The organism is Bacillus sp. AR4-2, assembly GCF_008274865.1.
GTDB lineage: Bacteria > Bacillota > Bacilli > Bacillales > Bacillaceae_G > Bacillus_A > Bacillus_A cereus.
The window spans coordinates 2,347,765-2,367,648 of the sequence record NZ_CP031062.1 but is presented as its reverse complement, the minus strand read 5'-3'; the positions used below and the strand labels follow the sequence as shown (position 1 = coordinate 2,367,648).

The window sequence follows — 19,884 nt, the reverse complement described above, 5'->3', positions numbered from 1 at the left end:
AATTCTTTACCTTTTCTTTCTTCCTAATTAAGCATTCCTTTTTACAATACTATTATTGATGTCATAATAGGAGGATCGCTTATGCAATTCTTAAAAAAATTCGCTATTTTATTATTATCTTTTTTCATTACTGCACTTATCGTTTTATATTTTTACCTTTATGTAAATGGTCCGATTATTCAAGCTAAATCAGCTATTTTAATAAATGCTAATTCAGGTGAAATTGTTTATAAAAAAAATGAAGAAACTCCAGTACAATCAGCTGCTTTATCTAAATTAATGACAGAATATATCGTATTGGAGCAACTAAATGATAGAAAGATACAGTTAGATGACTTAGTACAAATAAGTAACGAAGTTTTCCGAGTAGAAACAAGCCCTATACAAGTAACATCGAATGATAAAACAACGGTTCGTGATTTACTTCATGCATTGCTACTAGCAGGGAATAATCGTTCTGCACTCGCTCTAGCAGAACACATTGCTGGAAATGAAGATAACTTTACAATATTAATGAATAAAAAAGCAAAAGAACTACAGTTATTACAACCATCTCCATTTCTAAACTCTACTGGAATTAATCATGATACAAATAAACAATCAACTACAACAGCAATAGACGCAGCTAAACTAGCAGCACGATTAGTAAAAGATTTTCCAGATGTATTGAATATTACGAAACTAACCTCTTACCAATTTACCTTCAAAGATTCCCAGGTTTTCAATACGAATAAAATGATATATTCCCTTAATGAAAACATTAAACTTCAAGGTGTTGATGGCTTACAAACTAGTTTTTCAACTAACGGTAATTATAGTTTTGTCAGTACAGCAAAACTTGGAGATACTAGACTAATTTCAGTAATATTAGATGCAGATGAAGAAAATATTTCATTTATTGAAACAAAAAAGTTGCTCCAGTATGGTTTTGATCCTTCCTCGTACTCTGCACTCCAAGCTTTTAAAGACGCCCTTACATCTTGGACAATATTGCTTCAGTTTAAAAATTTAATTATACAAACTATAATGATTTTTTTAATCATTACCACCTTAATGTTTTTACATATACGTCAGAAAAAATCCGAGGATTTCAATTAAGAAATCTTCTTATATATAAAACCGACTTGCGCTTGAGATGCAAGTCGGTTTTTAATTCTATCATCCTCTTCCAATCAAATTTGCTGAAACTAGTTGCAAGTTTAACTCTCTCGCCCATATAGATAACTGACCAATATGATGAATTTCATATCCCATTACATGTCTTAAAACCTATATTTTTTGAGGCATACATCCATCTCTGTTTCCTTTCGTTGTATTCGTTTGTTTAGTTTAAATGGGTTAATCTATTAATTCTATTAAATCCAACAATCGAACTATTACACTTTAAAGTTCTACTCATATACTATAGTAGATTACTAGAAAGGAGGCTTAACTATGGATAGTTGTGTTGTATTTGTAAACGGACAACCTTTTTTAGTTCTTTCAGTAGCTGGTATTGAAATTGCTAGATTAGAGATTTCCCTTCAAGTAGCATTAGCTCTAAGAGTGCTTGGGATACCAATCTGTGATTAATTACCAAATTAAAAGAAAAAGCGGGCATTAGCCCTCTTTTTCTATTTTTTTCTCATCTTTTTTTTAACAACTAACAAAATTTTAATTTTTATATTGTAATGAAAATCCGAAAAATCAATCCATTTTATTCAATAAAAAAGATCAACACCCATACCTCATTATCCGTTTCTAAAAAATTAGAATTCGATTAATTACAAGAAAATTTAAATATACGAACGTTACATAAAATACTTGTTAGAATAGCTGTCCTTCACACTATTTATTTCGCCGACGTTATATAATCAAAGCACCAATGATTAACTTTTTATACGGCTTATTTTAAGTGTGCTAGCATTCTAGGCTAGATGATCATGACTGCAAAAAAACTTCAAGTTCTCGTTTATATAAATCAGATAACGCTTTCACTTTTTGAATTGATTGATAATCTTTAAATTGCGGTTCGCTATCTTCTTATCCTTTAAGAGCACTAATCCAACTATACTCTACATCTACAATATGAAATCATGTTTTTAACATACCCCCAGTTTGCAAAGTAAATCTTCCTCTGAAAGTTGTTCACACCACTTAAACCAATCATCTCTTACTTGCCAATTATATTGAAATAAAGTGTACACATTTATCTTTCCCTTACTTCAATTATCCACCTAACAGCATCTGTTATATAATGTGGTTCATCTTTTTGAATATAATGACCACTTTGTTCTGCAATTATTAGTTTATTTTTGTTTGATAATCTTAATAATTCTTCTTGCAATTGTAACCATTTTATTTGTGCATCTTGCGAATAAAAAGCTTTTTTACCAGCAGCTAACACGACGAGTGGAATATCTCTCGTCGACTGACAATATTTATCTGCTTCACCCAGACTAAACATAAACTCTTCATAAGAACTTTCATGTACAAATTGTTTATAGTAAGCTTCTTGAAATTCTGGAGACATGATTGGCAAAAATGCTTCTTTATAATTTTCTGGTGTCGAATCAACCAAAACTATTCCCAACATATCTTCAGGATAAAAATCAGTAAATAAACGTGCATTTATACCACCAAAAGAATGTCCTACAAAAATATAAGGTGGCTTCAGTTGTAAAAGATTTAAGCATGTTCTCAAATCTTTTACCATTTCAGAACTAATACGTTTCTTGGAACTCTTCCCGCTTTTGCCTAATCCAGCCCGATCGTATGTAAGTACCGTACCATATTCCGTCAGTTCTTCAGCAGTTTGATTCCATGCCTTCGAATAATCACCATAGCCTGATTCCAATATAATAACAGGCTGCTGCTTCTTTCCTTGGAATATTTTCGTATACATTTTAAAATCAGCAACTTGTATATATTCCTCTATACATTTAACCATTGACAATCACTTCTCTTCGGCCAAGTTCCTCTACAGCGTGATTAATTATTTCACTTACAGATAAAGAACCATCCAATATGATATCTGAATTCGGCTTAACAGTATGAATTGCCTCTAAATAAGCTTTTCTCGCATATGTCATGTAATGTTCCAAATCATTATGTATTTCATCTATTGTACCTTCCTTAAAATCTCGCAAAATCCTTCTAGCCATCGCAATATCTAAAGGCGTATCAATAAATATAGTTACATCAATGAATTTTCGCATCTCACTATTTAAGTATGCAAAAGGATAATCTACAATAATATAGTCTAAGGTATTATTTTGTATAAGTTGCTCAATATCATGAATTAATGGTGTTAATACCCACTCGTCGTAATTCGCCCCATCATCAATCCATTTACAAATATCAGCAGGAGAGTTATCAAATGTATAACTATCAAAATATAGAGCTTTTGAGTTTTTAAACTTATGCTTTAATCTTTCTGTAATTGTAGTTTTACCTCCTCCCGAAACAGCTGCAATTGAAATTATTTTTGTTTTATTATTCACTATAACCACCAAACCCCTTTGTCAACATAATATAATTATAAATTACTATCGTTGCTACTTCTTCCATTCATATTCTAACATACTCATTTCCCATAAATTCCAATACGTTTCTCCTACTCTTTTTGACTCTCTTAATAAGCCTTCTTTTACAAACCCTATTTTTTCGTAACATGAAATGGCCGATGTATTAAAATCATACACACCAAGAGTTACTCTATGTAGTTTTAATTCGTCAAAAGCAATATGAAGTACTGCTTTCATCATATGTTTTCCTATAGAACGTCCTCTCATCTTCGTATTACCAACTAATACTTTTCCAATTCTAGCGGACTTATTAATATTATCTATTTGCCCAAGCGAAATATGTCCAATAACGTCTGAAGTCTCTTCATCTACTACTTTGAAAGCGAGTGTATTTGCACTTTCTATATACTTCTCTAATTGCTGTTGGTCTAAAGGAAATGTGAATGCATTTCCTGACCATTGTATTAGAAATTCTTCGGAATTAATCCAATTTATTAATTGTTTAAAATCAGATTTCTTAAAGCTTTCTAGTTTAATCACTTCCTTGCTCCTTTCGTACATCATGCTTTATAACCTCAAACTTATTTCTATATAAAGAATATATTCTCCTTTTATATAAAATTAAAATAAAGCCATTCATGTGAATGGCTTTACAAAAAAGCAGCATAATTATGCTTTGTTTGCTACATCAATACCATTAAAATCAAAGTCAGCAGTAACCGTTGTAACCGGTGGGAAAATTGCTTCAATCTTGCAAATGGAAATAATTACTCCAACCGATCCAGGAATAGCCGCAAGCCTAACTACATCACAACTTACAGACGAAACAGTACCTACATAAGTACGTCCCTCTGTATTAATTTGAACTGTTCGATTAATTAATTTCTTAAGTTCATCTCTAATTCCTTGTACACAAGAATTATCACATTTCTCATGCTGTTCTTTTTTACACTCTTCGAATACTTCCCAACAATCATCTTGTTTACATGTACACTTCTTTTTACAATTATTAAATCGAGAACCCAATACCTCACCCCCTAATCCTTTCTATTAGTAAAGTATGTCCACTAGCTTAAAAGGGTACGAGGCAAACACATAAAAAGAAAAAAACAAACAATTGTACCAAACTTTCTTTTCATTATTCATTATAAAAACAGACTTCTCCTAATTAAAAGCTTTTTAATGAGCGGCCGTGAATTTAGTCCTACTCCATTTAATGTTTAGACACCACTTTCTAAAACAAACCTTTTTTCTTTTAAATAAGACGCCCCTTAAAAACACACTAGATTTTCCCATTAACTCACATATACATAGACTTTATTTGTGGATTTCCCATTTTTCATTGTGAAATATACATTTAAAAAGCGTACTCGAAAATAAGATATTATTTGTAATCAGAACATTTTCTTCAACAAGTGTTTATTGAAAAATACCATAACTAGTAGTAGTTCTCTCCACTTTCTCTTAAAAATTAGCATAGTTTGTATGAATTCTATATCAAGTAGAAGACACTCTATCATATAAAGATAAAATAGTAGGTTAATAAACAAGCCATTTTTTTATTAAAACATAGAATAATATGAACACTATTGAAAGGAGGTAGAAATAAATGTCCTGGAAAAATGATTGCTGGAGTTCTCAGAAAAAGCATTGTTGTGATGATTGGTGGAAATCTAAAGAAAAGCATCATTGTGATGATAATTGGAGTTCTCAGAAAAAGCATTGTAATGATGATTGGTGGAAATCTAAAGAAAAGCATCATTGTGATGATAATTGGAGTTCTCAGAAAAAGCATTGTAATGATGATTGGTGGAAATCTAAAGAAAAGTGTCATTGTGATGACGATTGGAGTTCTAAACGAAATAAGTGTCGTTGTAAATGTTTCTTTATTTGTTGCCATTGTAAAAGGAAAAATTGGTAATATTTTCGATGCCAACTTAAAGGAAAGAATATGTCTTTTGGAACCGATAAATACTAGAATGTATTATACAAAAAGCTGACTGAATATAGTCAGCTTTTTATCAATGAACACGTAAAGATTTCAACAGATATATGTATTTACTGATTAGGTGGGCTATTAAGAAAAAACAAGCTAACTCTTATAAATCGATTTTTAATTACTTCACGTACGTATAAAGCTTTAGATGCCCTCATTAATTCAGACGAATTCACCAGTATTTTCACCAAAAAATTCATGGAATCTTTAATTAGTCGAGTACTTTCATTGCCTTCAGAAACCCGAGAGACAAGCGGGGTTTCTTTTATTTAAATAAAGATTTTGTTTAAACTTTACAAAACTCACCTATATTAAAATATCTTCTAAAATCCTTATTGAACATTTATAATACTATTAAACGGTTTAAATTCGACAATCAGTAATGGAGGCATTTTAATGGGAAACATCCCAAAAGTATCATCACACCAATCAAATCCTAATATACCCTCACAGCAAGTGAATCCTAATACCCAACAAGGTAGTATTAAAAAAACAAGACGCCGTATTATAACTACTTTGGCTTTTATATTACCTATAATTTTTGTCCTTCAATATTCTCTGAATAACCAACAAGAAATGATTAAAGAAAAACAAATCACACTTAATACGGAACAACAAAAATTATCTTCTGTAAAGAAGGATGGTCATTCCCTTAACAAGGATGTCAAGGCTTTAACAAGTAGTGAAGAAGAAATTTTAAAATTCGCAAGGAAACTGTATGGATTTTCCAAACCGAATGAAACTATATTTCAAATAACTGAATAAAATTACACGGCATTACCTAAAAGGCGATTTGAAGATAATCGCCTTTTTATATTTAATTTCTAAAGGAATCATACTAATCTCTCTTTCTATCATATAACTACTTTGTTTAATTTGTTAAAATAAAACCGCTTGTCCGTTTCACTTTGCTCTATCATTACATTTACTATTAGTAATACGATTTTTAGAGGTGATAAATAATGGACGAGTTTTTATCTTTTGCTGCACTTAATCCGGGTTCTATTGGACCTACACTTCCACCTGTTCAACCTTTTCAATTCCCTACCGGTCCCACCAGTTCTACAGGAGCTACTGGATTAACCGGATCAACTGGACCGACTGGGCCAACTGGATCGACCGGACCAACCGGATCAACTGGACCAACCGGATCAACTGGATTAACTGGATCAACTGGATCAACTGGACCAACCGGATCAACTGGACCAACTGGACCAACTGGACCAACTGGACCAACTGGACCAACTGGACCAACTGGACCAACTGGACCAACTGGACCAACTGGATTTAATCTTCCTGCTGGACCTGCATCTATTACCTTGACTTCTAACGAAACCACAGCATGTGTATCCACTCAAGGAAATAATACTTTATTTTTTTCGGGTCAAGTATTAGTAAACGGTATTCCTACTCCAGGGGTAGTGGTCAGTTTTTCGTTTAGTAACCCATCTCTTGCTTTCATGGTTCCTCTTGCTGTCATTACCAATGCCTCAGGTAACTTTACCGCTGTATTTCTAGCCGCTAATGGGCCTGGAACAGTAACCGTTACTGCTTCACTTCTTGATTCTCCTGGAACAATGGCTAGCGTCATTATTACCATTGTGAATTGTCCGTAAAGATTTTATTTTTAAGAACTAAGCAATTTCTAATAAAAAGAGCACTGATTTATAGTGCTCTTTTTTTATCATTTGGATGTGCCTTTCAAATTAAATTTCGTAACAGCCTATTAAAATAACGCTTTTATTGAATTTCATCCTTAACAAAATTTAATTACTCCAATGAATAAACATGCCACAGTATCGTATTTTAATAAAAACTATAAAACAGACATACTTAACACTAATAGTAGAATTTTTCTTCTTCATCAAATTCACTTCTTTTCTTTTTATAAACATAAAAAAGGATCTCTATTTATACAGAGATCCTTTCTAACTTTATAATTTACTAGACTGTAACCCCTGAATAAACGGAACTACTTCAGGATTTACAAGCGATGATAAATCACCTAACTCTTTTCCTAAGTAAGCTGCTTTAATAACACGGCGCATTACTTTAGAATTACGTGTTTTCGGTAAATCTTCTACAACGTGGATGTCTTTAGGACACAACGCTTTTCCAATATGAGAGTTTACTAAACTCATTAATTCTTTCTTTAATTCCCCTGTGAATGTTACATGGTCTCTTAACACTACAAAACAATGACAAACTTCACCTTTTACTTCGTCAGGTACACCAATTGCAGCAGCTTCGATTACATCGTTATGTTTCACAAGAATAGATTCATATTCAGCAGGTCCAATACGTTTACCTGCAATATTTAACGTATCGTCTGAACGCCCTGTGATGATATATTGTTCACCATCGTAAATGACCCAGTCACCGTGGACCCATTTATTTTCAAAACGCGACCAATATGTGTTTACGTAACGTTCATCATCTTCCCAGAAGCTTTTCGTCATACCTACCCAAGGTTTCTCTAAGCATAATTCTCCGACTTCATCTCGAATTGGTTTACCTTGATCATCCAGTACGACAGCTGCCATTCCTGGTAAAGATGCGTTAAAACTAATCGGTGCTATTGGCTTAATAAGAACATTACCGAAAATCCCACCAGAGATTTCAGTTCCACCTGAGTAGTTACAGATTGGGACATTTCCTTTTCCAACTGTTTCAAACAGCCACATCCATGGATCAGGATTCCAAGGTTCTCCTGTTGATGCGAATACTTCCAAACTCTTTAAAGAATGTTTATTGACATACTCATCACCTTTTGCCATCAATGCTCGGATTAACGTTGGCGAAATACCTAGATGAGTAATCTCATATTTATCAACTGTCTCCCATAACCGGTCTGCTTCTGGGAAGTCTGGAACACCTTCGTACATAACCATCGTTGCTCCATTAATGAGTGAACCGAATAATAGAAACGGCCCCATCATCCAGCCCATATCAGTTACCCATAATACACGATCACCTTGTTTAATATTCATTCCAAATCCTGCATCAAAAGCTGCTTTCAAAGGAAATCCTGCATGCGTGTGTACTGTTCCTTTCGGCTTACCAGTCGTTCCTGATGTATAAATGAGCATTAATGGATCATCACTTTGCATTTCCTCGGCATGTATGAATGGTTTTTCTTTTTCTAGCGTACTCCACGAAAAATCATAGTTATGTGGTGTAAAATCATTTCCTGCATGACGAACGATAACAACTTTTTCAACAGTTGGGCAATGTTCACAAGCTTTATCTACTTCATCTTTTAAAGAAACAATTTTACCGCGGCGTGAAAATCCATCTGCGGTAATAATCATTTTTGAACCTGCCGCTTGCACACGTGTCATGACTGCATCAGACGCAAAGCCTGAGAATATTGGTGAAATAATTGCTCCGATTTTCATTACAGCTAGCATCGCAACAACTGTTTCTGGAATCATCGGCATATAAATTGTTACACGATCACCTTTCTCAATACCCGCGTGTTTCAAACCATTTGCAACACGGCTTACCCAGTTGTCAAGCTCTTCATATGTAAATGATTTTGAAGTTCCATTTTCCCCTTCGTACTGAAGTGCTGGCTGTATTCTCGTCTCTTCATCCGCAAGCCAGCGAGATAAAGCTGATTCTACAACGTTACATGTTCCGCCATTATACCACTGTGCAAACGGTGTACCATTTTCTAAGTCTAACACTTCTGTATAAGGTTTCATCCATTGATAGCCTACTGCTTTTTCTGCCTCTCCCCAAAACCAAGCTGTTTCCTCAATAGATTTATTATAAAAAGTTTCATAGTCTTCATATCCCAATGATTTCATCCAACCATATAAACGTGTTTTTTCCTTGTACTCTTCTGTTGGAAACCAAACTGCTTGTTTCAATGTTTTCCCCTCCTTAACTTTTTGAGCAAGAAAGCCCTAAATAGGGCTTTTAAACTGGATATACAGGATGTTTACGATCTGTGAATACTTGATATTTACTCATATACATTTCGAAACGTCCTTTTAACTCTTCACGTAAATTGTTTGGATGAACAATACCATCAATCACCATCTCTGATGCTAAATGATAAATATCAATATCTTTCTTATACTCTTCACGTTTTTCAGCAATGAAGCTAGCACGCTCTTCTTCTGGTAAAGCTGCAATTTTATTTGCATATACAGCATTAACCGCAGCTTCTGGACCCATTACCGCAATAGAGGCTGTCGGTAATGCCAGACAGCAATCTGGTTCAAATGCTGGACCTGCCATCGCATATAAACCAGCGCCATATGCTTTACGAACAACGATAGAAATCTTCGGTACAGTTGCTTCACTCATTGCAGAAATCATTTTTGCACCGTGGCGAATAATACCGGCACGCTCTACTTTTGTACCAATCATAAATCCTGGTACATCCGCAAGGAATAATAATGGAATATGATATGCATCGCATAAATTAATAAACTTAGCAGCTTTATCAGCTGAATCGTGGAATAATACGCCGCCCTTCATACGCGGCTGATTTGCAATAATACCAACTGGCTTACCATCAATACGTGCTAAGCCTGTAATTAGCTCTTGAGCAAATAATTTTTTCACTTCATAGAATGAACCTTCATCAATAACTCTATTAATGAGATCTTTCATATTGAAAGGAGCATTTTGATTTTCTGGAATGATTTGTTCTAACGTTTTATCGAATTGTTTCGGTTCTTGAGGTGTAACCAATGGAGTCTTTTCTAAGTAGTTGTTTGGAAAATATGAAATGTATTGTCTTGCTTGTGTAATCGCATCTTCTTCTGTCTTACATAAAACATCTCCGCATCCTGATACAGAGCAATGCATACGAGCCCCGCCCATCTCTTCTAAAGTTACCTTCTCACCGATAACCATCTCAGCCATACGAGGAGATCCTAAATACATAGATGCATTTCCTTCTACCATCATTACAACGTCGCAAAAGGCTGGAATATAGGCACCACCAGCTGCAGAAGGTCCAAATAATAAGCATACTTGAGGAACTTTACCTGATAATTTCACTTGATTATAGAAGATTCTTCCTGCACCACGGCGTCCTGGGAACATTTCTACTTGATCTGTAATACGCGCTCCAGCAGAGTCAACTAAATAAAATAACGGAACACGTAGTTTTTCAGCTGTTTCTTGAATACGTAAAATCTTTTCAACTGTGCGTGATCCCCATGATCCAGCTTTTACAGTAGAATCATTGGCCATTACACACGCAGTACGACCATGTATTTTACCCGTTGCCGTTACAACGCCGTCCGCAGGTAAGCCTGTTTGTTCACAGTTAGCAAATAATGCATCTTCTACATATTCGCCATTATCAAATAGAAGCGCTAAACGATCTCGAACAAATAATTTTCCTTTTGCTTTATTTTGTTCATGATACTTTGGTGCGCCGCCTTGTTTAATCGTTTCAACTCGTTCTTCAAATGAATTAGATTGTTGTTTTTGATCTAACATATTTACTCCCCCTTATACGTTGGTGTGCGTTTTTCCTTGAATGCTTGTAATCCTTCTAATCTATCTTTCGTATGGATTACACCTTCATACGCTTGTTTTTCCATTTGTAATCCGGTATGTAAATCAACTTGAATACCATTTGAAATTGCCTCTTTTGCTAATCGAACAGCAATAGGTCCATTACTAGCAATTTTCTCTGCTATTTCAATCGCTTTCTCTTCAAGTAAATTAGCTGGTACAACAAATTCTACTAAACCATATTCTTTTGCTTCTTGCGCTGAAATACGTCTACCTGTATAAATTAATTCTTTCGCTCTACCAACACCAATTAATCTCGGTAAGCGCTGTGTACCACCCGCTCCTGGTATAATTGCAAGTGTCGTTTCAGTAAGACCAAGACTTGCAGATTCAGCAGCAATTCTAAAATCACAAGCTAAACTTAATTCCGTACCACCACCAAGTGCGATTCCATTTATAGCAGCAATAACTGGCTGTGGTAATTGTTCAACCATCTCCATAGTCGTGCGAATCATACTAACAGCATGGCGAACTTGTTCCTCATTCATACCAGCACGTTCTTTTAAATCAGCACCAGCACAAAATGCTTTTTCACCAGCACCTGTTAGAATAACTACACGCGTATTGGACTCTTCACTTATTTGAGTTAATATGTTTTGTAACTCTTCTAATAACGCTAAAGATAATGAGTTTGCTTGTCTTTCACGATATAACGAAATCTTTACAACGTGAGGTGTTACATAATCAACTGAAATGTTTTGTAATTGTAGCATCTTCTCACCTACTTATCGTTTTATGTTGAAGCGCTCTATACACATGACTCGGTAATTGGATATTTAGCTTACTTTGAATAAATTGACTAGCTCGCAATAACTTTTCTTCGTCTATATTCGTTTGAACTCCTAATTTATGGAGCATATGTACTAGGTCATCAGTAGCAACATTACCTGATGCTCCTGGTGCATAAGGGCAGCCCCCGAGTCCACCACAAGAACTATCAAATGTTGTAATACCGTATTCTAATGATTTAACTACATTTGCTAGAGCCATTCCATACGTATTATGAAAATGCATGGCAAACTGCGAAGCATCATACTTCTTTAATAGATGTTCTAATACTTGTTCTACTTGTAATGGATTCGCTACACCGATTGTATCCCCAAGAGAAACTTCATAAATGCCGTATGAAAATAGTTGATTACATAATTCGTCAACTGCTGTAACACTTATATCCCCTTCATAAGGACATCCAAATACAGTAGAAACATAGCCTCTTACCTTTTTTCCTTCGAATAATGCCTGTTTTGTTATATCTTCAATTACAACTAATGCTTCTTTAATCGATTTATTAATATTACTTTTATTATGAGATTCACTTGCTGATAAAAAAACATTCACCTCATCTACATTTTGCAAAAAAGCTCGTTCCAAACCATTTTGATTCGGAACAAGCGCAGCATATGTAACATTTGGATCCCTTTTCAGCTCAGAAAATACATCATTTGCATCTGCTAATGCAGGGACCCATTTTGGGTGAACGAATGAGGAAACTTCAACATACGACAATCCTGCTTCTGTAAGTAGTTGAATCCATTTTACTTTATCTTTTGTGCCAACAATCTTTTTTTCATTTTGTAAGCCATCACGTGGCCCGACTTCTTTAATGACAGCAAAATTAGGTAGTTTCAATTCGCTTCCCCCTATATCTCCCTATTCAATTTCTAATAATACATCTCCTTCATTTACAAAATCGCCTTCTTGCACATTAATTTTCATAACTGTGCCGGCTTCTTCTGAAATGATTGGGATTTCCATTTTCATAGATTCTAAAATGACGACATCCTGCTCTTCCTCTACTGTATCTCCTACTCCTACAACAATCTTCCAAACGTTTCCTGCCATCGATGCGTATACTTTCGTCATCATTTTTTCCCCCTTAATATTGTTAGATCTTATTTTTTAACGAGTTGTTTCGTTACAAAACCCGTTGTATAAATACCCGCTTTGAACACTTCGTCTTCCAAAACTTGCAGTAGCATTGGCGTGTTCGTTTTAATACCTTCTACTTTTAATTCTTCTAGAGCATCATGTAATTTCGAAATTGCTTCTTCACGAGTCTCGCCATGTGCAATGACTTTCGCAATCATTGGATCATAGAAAGGTGTAATCGTTACATGATTTTCTAAGAAGTGATCAATTCGTACATTTGACGGTAATGTTAAATCTGTAATTTTCCCAGGTGACGGGAAGAATGTTTTCGGATCCTCTGCATAAATACGAGCTTCAATGGCATGACCACTACGTTTTACATCATCCTGAGTAAATGATAGTTTCTCTCCACTTGCGATAAGGAGTTGCTGTTCTACAAGGTCTAATCCCGTAATTTCTTCTGTCACTGGATGCTCTACTTGTAATCTCGTATTCATTTCTAAGAAATAGAAATTTTTCTGATCATCTACAAGAAACTCAACTGTACCTGCATTTGTATAGCCAAGTGCTTTTGCAGCTTGTACAGCAACTTCTCCCATCGCCTTTCGTGTACCTTCATCTAAAAATGGTGAAGGTGCTTCTTCGATTACTTTTTGATTTCGGCGCTGTACCGAACATTCACGCTCCCATAAATACACTGTGTTACCATGTGTATCTGCTAAAAGCTGAATTTCAATATGATGCGCATCTGCTATATATCGCTCTAAATACATTTCTCCGTTACCGAAGAAGTTTTGCGCTCTTGTTTTATTACTTTCAAACGCTTTGGTGAGCGTTTGCTCAGTTTCCATCAACTGCATACCAATGCCTCCGCCGCCTGCGGATGCCTTAAGCATTAATGGATAACCAATTTGTTTTGCAATTTCAATTGCTTCTTCAGCAGTTTCAATATTTGTAGTAATACCTGGGACTACTGGGACATCTGCTGCTTGCATTGCGATACGTGATTCGATTTTACTTCCCATCTTCGTAATGATTTCTTCTGAAGGACCGATAAATACGATTCCTTCTTCTTTGCAGCGAACCGGAAAAGACGGATTCTCTGATAATAAACCATAACCCGGATGAATTGCTTCTACATTTGTCTTCTTAGCTATTTCAATAATTTTTTCAAGGTTTAAATAGCTTTCTTGGACACGCGGTCCACCTACTAAGTAAGCTTCATTTGCCATTTTCACATGAAGGGCATTTTCATCTGCTTCAGAATAAATAGCAACAGTGCGAATACCAAGTTTTTGACAAGTTTTCATAATACGAACAGCGATTTCCCCGCGATTCGCAATTAATATTTTTTGAAACATAGTGATTCCTCCCTTTTATCTACATCCTAAATGTCTAGCAATTACGAGACGTTGAATTTCAGAAGTTCCTTCACCAATTTCTAATAGCTTCGCATCACGAATATGTCGTTCAACTTCATATTCACGCATATAGCCATATCCACCATGAATCTGTACTGCTTGATTTGCAATACGGCTTGCCGCTTCCGATGCAAATAGTTTTGCCATTGCCGCTTCTTTGCCGAAAGGTTTATCGTTATCTTTTAACCAAGCTGCTTTATGTACTAAATTACGAGCTAACTCTACTTCAGTCGCCATATCAGCTAATTTAAATTGAATCGCTTGGAAATTAGAGATTGACTTTCCAAATTGTTGACGTTCTTTCGCATATTGCAATGCACGTTCAAAGGCTGATTGCGCAATACCAACTGCCAATGCTGCGATTGAAATACGCCCTCCATCAAGTGTATATAAAAATTGTTTAAAACCTTTATTTACATCACCAAGAATATTTTCTTTCGGTACACGAACACCATCAAGTACGATTTCACAAGTATTAGAAGCACGAACACCCATCTTATCGTAAGGACTTGAAATCGTTAACCCTTCACTCGTAGTAGGCACGATAAATGCAGAAATACGTTTTCTACCATTCTCTTCAACACCGTTGACAGCGGTTACAATAATTGTATTTGCATACTCTGCGTTTGTAATCCAACACTTCTCACCACTGATTACATACTCATCACCATCTAATACCGCTTTCGTTTGAGTACCACCTGCATCTGATCCAGCATTCGGCTCCGTTAATCCGAAGGCACCTAATGTTTTACCTGATGCCATTGGAACTAAATACTTTTGTTTTTGTTCTTCTGTACCGAAATAATAAATTGGAGAAGCACCTAATGAAATTGTTGCAGCATAGCTTAAACCGGTGCCACCACAAGCGCGACCAATTTCTTCAACTGCTAACGCATACGATACCGTATCGCCACCTGAACCTCCATACTCTTCTGGGAATGGGATGCCTAATAATCCTAGTTCGCCCATTTTTTGAAATGTTTCATATGGAAACTCTGCAGTTTTGTCATAATATACAGCTTTCGGTGCGATTTCCTTTTCAGCAAAGTCACGTACCATTTCTTTAATCATTTGTTTTTCGCGAGTTAGAGTAAATTCCATTCCGCTACACACCCCTTATCGAATATTGAGTTTCGACAGCGTGCGAGTTTCTACTACAAACATAACAACTTAAAAGACAAGAATATTAGTTAGACAATTGCTATAATTCTGTCATAACTTAATTTTAAAACAGATTCTGTACTAATGCACAAAAAAATTCCTACATTGTTCTACAACAACATAGGAGATTTTGTGTCGAATTATGTAATTTATTGTTTAATAATCTCTACCTTTTCCCGAATCCGAAATTTCTACTAATGCTTCAGGGTATGGTTCGAAATACGTTTGTCTTAATAAATACTTTTCATCAAATCGAATGGCCCATGATTTTAAAATTGTAAGTAAACTACTAAGTGGTATTTTCTTTTCTGCATACTTTTGTAACAGTTCTATAAAATGATCTTTTTCTTGTTTTTTTAGCTTTGTTTTAAAATATCCAAAAATGTGCTCGCATACATTTACATTCGATGTATAACGGGGCGCACGCATAAATAATTCATATAAAGTCTTCTCATAGTTTTCAAATACCACTTCAATCTTTTCATTTTTGTGATTTGCAATTATACGCCCTAATTCCTTTTGTTTCACCTGATTATATGCCATAAATAAATATTTATTGTCCGACTGAAACGATACAAGGTCTTTCATATTTTTATTATGTTTAATCATTTTGTAATATGCGATTGTAAATAGCCTTGTAAAGAAATGCTCTCTAATAATAAAATTCGACAATCTGCCTTCCTCTTCAATAGGAAGATGCGAAAAATTTTTTACTACTGCTCCGCCAAATAAGCCAGCTCCTTTTCCCTTTGCTGGTGCTTTTTCAAAACCAGAATAAATTTTCACATCACGCGTACCACAACTTGGTGAACGATTCTTTAAAATAAAACCATCCACATCCGATATCGTTTGTAAAAAGTCATTTGAAAACTGCTCCATTTTTTCAGTAACGTCTTCTCGTGTCGACGGTTGCACAAGTCTATTCATACCATTTTCTTCTACAATTCGTATCGTTTCACGAGGAGTTCCCAATCCAATCTCCACTTCTGGACAAACAGGTATAAATGTAACAAATGGCTGCAAATTTCGTATTGTTACATCTGGAATCATCTCTCCATTATAACGACAAGCATCAAATTCTAAACATTTACTTACGACGATTGTAGGTTTTGCAAATTGTCGCATCTCATTACCTCCTTAGTGCTAGTCCGTATAATATAAATTGTACTAAGATTAACATTTTAAGCAAAGTTTGATTCCTTTATTTTTATGAGAAATATATATCCAATGATATATTAACAATCATTCAACTCTATTTTCTATAAATGTGCGCCCAATTAATGAAGGTTTAGATATTGTGAAATGAATAATACACACATGCTTCGGAGAAATTAATGATTAAGAAAGGAGGGATTGTTATGAAAAAGAAATTATCATCTATTTTAAGTGTTTTAGCACTATCTATTATGTTTTTAGGTACATCTGCGCAAGCTGAATACGATGGAAATAATATGAATAGAGTTAATAACACTAATATTTCAACTCGAGTAAATGACAATAACTTAGACAGAGTTAATAATGATGTAAGAACTCGAAATGTTAATACAACAAATGATTTAAATGATAATCGTGATAGAAATAATAATTGGGCTTGGCTTGGTTTATTAGGACTAGCAGGATTATTAGGTCTTAGAAAAAGAGACAAAGAAACACGCTGATTTAGAATGTTTTTAGTAAACAAGTACTTATTTATCAAAAATATATAATGAAAATAAATCGCCTTTTTAAAGGCGATTTATTTTTACTTAAAAGTAATGTATGTAATTCACATTTCAACGCTTAAATTCGTGGAGTTAATCCATACAATATAAATTGAATCGTATTTTCAATTTCCGCTTCATCATCCCATTTTTCTTCAGGCAATAATAAAAATCGTGTTAATAATAAACCTAATACAGCTGATAAAGTAAGACGTAATACGGAAGATGACGGTATTTCAATAATCTCTCCTTCTTCTTGAAATTTCACAATCAATTTTTTGAAATGTGAAAAAAGTTCTGTTTCTATTAATTGCTGTATTTCATTTTTTAGTTCTGGTTGAAATGGTACTTCTTGAATTAATATTTTTATCATAGGAAAGTGTTTTTGAGCAAATTTAAATCTATTATGAATTACAACCCTTAAAAGTCCTTCATACGATTCATACTCTGATTTAAATATTTCTTTTGCAAAGGTTTGAACGAAAAATGGTGCAGCGAACTTAGTTAAAGTTGGCATTACGACCGCTAGTAATAAATCTTTTTTCGTCTTATAGTAGCGGAAGATGGTTCCTTCCGCTACACCAGCCCGTTTTGCAATTTCACTTGTTGAAGTTGAAGCGTATCCTTTTTCTCCAAACATATCAACAGCCGCCTCTAATATTCGCATTTGACGTTCATTTCGTTTATCCGTATTAGTTGCAGCTATTAATTCCTCCAGCCAATCCTTCTGCATTTATAAAGCTCCTTTTTGTTATTATTATATTTTGCGATGTTTCTTTAAAGCAAATACATTTCCTACTGCAAATAATAGTGAAAAAAGTAATAATACAGTAAGATCTAATGCAATCTCTGTAAACCCTTGATTCCGAATCATCACTTGTCTCATTGCGTCAGCGCCGTATGTGAGTGGAAATACTTTCCCTAACATTTGTAGCCACTTATTCATAGATTCCATTGGAAACAATCCAGAAAAGAAGATTTGTGGCACAATAACAAGCGGTATAAATTGAATCATTTGAAATTCATTATTTGCGTATGCCGATAAAAACGTACCTAATGTTAGTGCAGTTAAAGAGAGCATACATGTAATAAGTAACGTTAGCCATATGGAGCCAGCTACGTATAAATCTAAAATATAAACGGAAAAACTTACGATAATAATGGATTGTATAAAGGCAAAGATTCCAAAACCAATAATATACCCTGCGACTATTTCCCATCTTCTTACTGGGGTGGATAATAACCTTTCTAGCGTACCACTTAAACGTTCTCTTACGAAAGATACACCTGATAATATAAATACAAAGAAAAATGTAAAGAAACCAATTAATACAGGACCAAGCCCATCAAACATCGTAAAGTCTTTAGAGCCATGTAAATAATTTACTTCAGGTTTCATAATCGATACATCATTCTTCTCTGTGCTTTTTTGCAATACTTGAAGTACAGCACGATTTTTTGACGAATCACTACCTTCCAACAGAAGTTTCATTTTTCCATTCTCTATTCGAAGTATTGCATCTACCTTTTGTTTTTCTAACTCAGAAATCGCGTTTTCTTTACTGTATTCATAAATTGACGCTTCTTGATTTTTCATCACTTTTACTATTTGAGCGGGCATATCAACAACAGCAATTTGCGGTATATAGTCTTTTTGTGTAAACACTAGCGATAATAGCCAAAGTAATAACATTGGTGCCCCAAACATCATCGCTAACGAACGCTTATCTCGAAAAAATTGGCGAATAATACGAATGATTACACCAGTAACTCTCATGATGACACCACCTCTTCCAACAAAAAGACATCTTCAATCCGTCCAGATGACACGCGTTTTTTCAATTCTTCAGTTGTTCCAACCGCAACTAGTTTCCCTTCTCTAATTAATCCTAGACGCTCACAAAATTCAGCTTCATCCATAATGTGCGTCGTTACAATAATCGTTGTGCCTTTCTTTTTAAGATCATAAAATTTTTCCCAAATCGTTTTCCTAAGAAGCGGATCTATCCCCACTGTAGGCTCATCTAAAATTAATATTTCTGGTTCATGGAGGAGTGCTATTGCTAATGATAAGCGTTTTTTCATTCCACCTGAAAATTGTTGTACTTGCTTTTTCATATACTGTGACAATTGTACAAGTTCAAAAACCTCTGCAATTCTTGTCTTTTTACTTTTTCCCTTTAATCCATACATCGTTGCTATAAAATCTGCATTTTCATATGCTGACAATTCTTCATATAATGCATCCGCCTGGGCCATATAACCAATTCGTTTCATTTCATTTAAATTAGGCATATTAGTATTATTAACAAGCACTTCACCTTTCGTTGCCTCATTAATACCTGCAATCATTTTAATGAGCGTTGTTTTCCCCGATCCAGAAGGTCCAACAAAACCAAAAATCTCTGCTTTTTCAACTTGCAATGAAAGATTGTGTAACACTTCTTTTTTTCCAAAACTTTTTGATACAGTCCGTAAAATAATTGAAGGTTGTTGCACGTTTCATCCTCCTTTTCCAATAAAAATGAGTGAGTACTCACTTTTATTTTACTCTTGCTTAATTATATGTCAAACTTCGTTGATTAGTATGTATGTTCAATCACCGATATTAAACAATGAAACAGAGTCGACATTAGAATTTCATTTCCTAAAGTCGACTCTGTTTCATTTAAACTATAAATTTCACT

The 19,884-nt window shown here is 34.6% G+C and carries 22 protein-coding genes and 3 pseudogenes; 6 read left to right on the top strand and 19 right to left on the bottom strand.

Features of this window, described 5'->3' with window-relative positions:
- Nucleotides 1-81 precede the first annotated feature (81 nt).
- Nucleotides 82-1,098, top strand: coding sequence for a D-alanyl-D-alanine carboxypeptidase family protein (locus tag DN399_RS12170; RefSeq protein ID WP_149149616.1), 1,017 nt, complete (start codon nt 82-84; stop codon nt 1,096-1,098).
- Nucleotides 1,099-1,158: 60 nt separating this feature from the next.
- On the opposite strand, the pseudogene DN399_RS12165 reads toward DN399_RS12170, so the two are convergent.
- Nucleotides 1,159-1,269, bottom strand: a pseudogene (locus tag DN399_RS12165) (DinB family protein); the annotation flags it as partial.
- Nucleotides 1,270-1,434: 165 nt separating this feature from the next.
- Between DN399_RS12165 and DN399_RS12160 the strand changes: the two are divergent.
- Complete coding sequence (locus DN399_RS12160; RefSeq protein WP_000376554.1) at nt 1,435-1,572, top strand: DUF3956 domain-containing protein; 138 nt, start codon at nt 1,435-1,437, stop codon at nt 1,570-1,572.
- Between the two features lie 354 nt (nt 1,573-1,926).
- Here DN399_RS12160 and DN399_RS12155 read toward each other — a convergent pair.
- The 5 genes and pseudogenes from DN399_RS12155 to DN399_RS12135 form a co-directional block, all read right to left on the bottom strand.
- Nucleotides 1,927-2,186: pseudogene (locus DN399_RS12155) on the bottom strand (DinB family protein); the annotation flags it as partial.
- Between the two features lie 2 nt (nt 2,187-2,188).
- The gene (locus DN399_RS12150; protein ID WP_000237653.1) at nt 2,189-2,929 is read right to left on the bottom strand and encodes an alpha/beta fold hydrolase; all 741 of its coding nucleotides are present in this window, start codon (nt 2,927-2,929) and stop codon (nt 2,189-2,191) included.
- On the bottom strand, nt 2,922-3,482 hold the full coding sequence (locus DN399_RS12145; RefSeq protein WP_072939479.1) for a nucleoside/nucleotide kinase family protein: 561 nt from the start codon (nt 3,480-3,482) through the stop codon (nt 2,922-2,924). The genes DN399_RS12150 and DN399_RS12145 overlap by 8 nt, the downstream gene beginning before the upstream one ends.
- 54 nt (nt 3,483-3,536) lie before the next feature.
- Nucleotides 3,537-4,070 (bottom strand): GNAT family N-acetyltransferase, encoded by a 534-nt coding sequence (locus DN399_RS12140; protein ID WP_149149615.1) that lies wholly within the window; start codon nt 4,068-4,070, stop codon nt 3,537-3,539.
- Between the two features lie 105 nt (nt 4,071-4,175).
- Complete coding sequence (locus DN399_RS12135) at nt 4,176-4,532, bottom strand: hypothetical protein (protein ID WP_000535577.1); 357 nt, start codon at nt 4,530-4,532, stop codon at nt 4,176-4,178.
- Between the two features lie 563 nt (nt 4,533-5,095).
- On the opposite strand from DN399_RS12135, the gene DN399_RS12130 reads away from it, so the two are divergent.
- From DN399_RS12130 to DN399_RS28645, 3 genes and pseudogenes are all read left to right on the top strand, one after another.
- Nucleotides 5,096-5,506, top strand: coding sequence for a hypothetical protein (locus tag DN399_RS12130; RefSeq protein WP_179953532.1), 411 nt, complete (start codon nt 5,096-5,098; stop codon nt 5,504-5,506).
- Between the two features lie 392 nt (nt 5,507-5,898).
- Nucleotides 5,899-6,267 (top strand): FtsB family cell division protein, encoded by a 369-nt coding sequence (locus tag DN399_RS12125; protein ID WP_000526886.1) that lies wholly within the window; start codon nt 5,899-5,901, stop codon nt 6,265-6,267.
- 197 nt (nt 6,268-6,464) lie between these two features.
- Nucleotides 6,465-6,521: pseudogene (locus DN399_RS28645) on the top strand (exosporium leader peptide-containing protein); the annotation flags it as partial.
- A gap of 17 nt (nt 6,522-6,538) precedes the next feature.
- Here DN399_RS28645 and DN399_RS28385 read toward each other — a convergent pair.
- The 10 genes from DN399_RS28385 to DN399_RS12080 form a co-directional block, all read right to left on the bottom strand.
- Nucleotides 6,539-6,841: a hypothetical protein gene (locus tag DN399_RS28385; protein WP_255478121.1), complete on the bottom strand. Its 303-nt coding sequence runs from the start codon at nt 6,839-6,841 to the stop codon at nt 6,539-6,541.
- 45 nt (nt 6,842-6,886) lie between these two features.
- Entirely contained in the window at nt 6,887-7,102 is a 216-nt protein-coding gene (locus DN399_RS28380; RefSeq protein ID WP_000236250.1) for a hypothetical protein, read from the bottom strand.
- 334 nt (nt 7,103-7,436) lie between these two features.
- Nucleotides 7,437-9,377 carry an AMP-binding protein gene (locus tag DN399_RS12115; protein ID WP_000806481.1) on the bottom strand — a complete coding sequence of 647 codons (1,941 nt, stop codon included), beginning with the start codon at nt 9,375-9,377 and terminating at the stop codon, nt 7,437-7,439.
- Nucleotides 9,378-9,426: 49 nt separating this feature from the next.
- The gene (locus DN399_RS12110; protein ID WP_000886744.1) at nt 9,427-10,968 is read right to left on the bottom strand and encodes an acyl-CoA carboxylase subunit beta; all 1,542 of its coding nucleotides are present in this window, start codon (nt 10,966-10,968) and stop codon (nt 9,427-9,429) included.
- 2 nt (nt 10,969-10,970) lie between these two features.
- Complete coding sequence (locus DN399_RS12105) at nt 10,971-11,759, bottom strand: enoyl-CoA hydratase (protein ID WP_000939818.1); 789 nt, start codon at nt 11,757-11,759, stop codon at nt 10,971-10,973.
- A 4-nt stretch (nt 11,760-11,763) separates the two neighbouring features.
- Complete coding sequence (mvaB, locus tag DN399_RS12100) at nt 11,764-12,675, bottom strand: hydroxymethylglutaryl-CoA lyase (RefSeq protein WP_000775436.1); 912 nt, start codon at nt 12,673-12,675, stop codon at nt 11,764-11,766.
- A 21-nt stretch (nt 12,676-12,696) separates the two neighbouring features.
- The gene (locus tag DN399_RS12095) at nt 12,697-12,912 is read right to left on the bottom strand and encodes an acetyl-CoA carboxylase biotin carboxyl carrier protein subunit (RefSeq protein WP_001987345.1); all 216 of its coding nucleotides are present in this window, start codon (nt 12,910-12,912) and stop codon (nt 12,697-12,699) included.
- Between the two features lie 26 nt (nt 12,913-12,938).
- Nucleotides 12,939-14,276, bottom strand: a complete 1,338-nt coding sequence (locus DN399_RS12090; RefSeq protein WP_149149613.1) for an acetyl-CoA carboxylase biotin carboxylase subunit — start codon at nt 14,274-14,276, stop codon at nt 12,939-12,941.
- 15 nt (nt 14,277-14,291) lie between these two features.
- Complete coding sequence (locus DN399_RS12085) at nt 14,292-15,437, bottom strand: acyl-CoA dehydrogenase (RefSeq protein WP_000397282.1); 1,146 nt, start codon at nt 15,435-15,437, stop codon at nt 14,292-14,294.
- A 216-nt stretch (nt 15,438-15,653) separates the two neighbouring features.
- Nucleotides 15,654-16,622 (bottom strand): YbgA family protein, encoded by a 969-nt coding sequence (locus DN399_RS12080; RefSeq protein WP_113304432.1) that lies wholly within the window; start codon nt 16,620-16,622, stop codon nt 15,654-15,656.
- Between the two features lie 233 nt (nt 16,623-16,855).
- Here DN399_RS12080 and DN399_RS12075 point away from each other — a divergent pair, with 233 nt between their 5' ends.
- Entirely contained in the window at nt 16,856-17,155 is a 300-nt protein-coding gene (locus tag DN399_RS12075; RefSeq protein ID WP_149149612.1) for a WGxxGxxG family protein, read from the top strand.
- A 121-nt stretch (nt 17,156-17,276) separates the two neighbouring features.
- Here DN399_RS12075 and DN399_RS12070 read toward each other — a convergent pair whose 3' ends face one another.
- Genes DN399_RS12070 through DN399_RS12060 form a run of 3 tightly spaced genes read right to left on the bottom strand, consistent with a single transcriptional unit; the run spans nt 17,277 to nt 19,696 of the window.
- Complete coding sequence (locus tag DN399_RS12070) at nt 17,277-17,930, bottom strand: TetR/AcrR family transcriptional regulator (RefSeq protein WP_001168188.1); 654 nt, start codon at nt 17,928-17,930, stop codon at nt 17,277-17,279.
- Between the two features lie 24 nt (nt 17,931-17,954).
- Nucleotides 17,955-18,974 carry an ABC transporter permease gene (locus DN399_RS12065; protein WP_006928521.1) on the bottom strand — a complete coding sequence of 340 codons (1,020 nt, stop codon included), beginning with the start codon at nt 18,972-18,974 and terminating at the stop codon, nt 17,955-17,957.
- Entirely contained in the window at nt 18,971-19,696 is a 726-nt protein-coding gene (locus DN399_RS12060) for an ABC transporter ATP-binding protein (RefSeq protein WP_001187075.1), read from the bottom strand. Before DN399_RS12060 ends, DN399_RS12065 begins: the two co-directional genes overlap by 4 nt.
- Nucleotides 19,697-19,884: the final 188 nt, after the last annotated feature.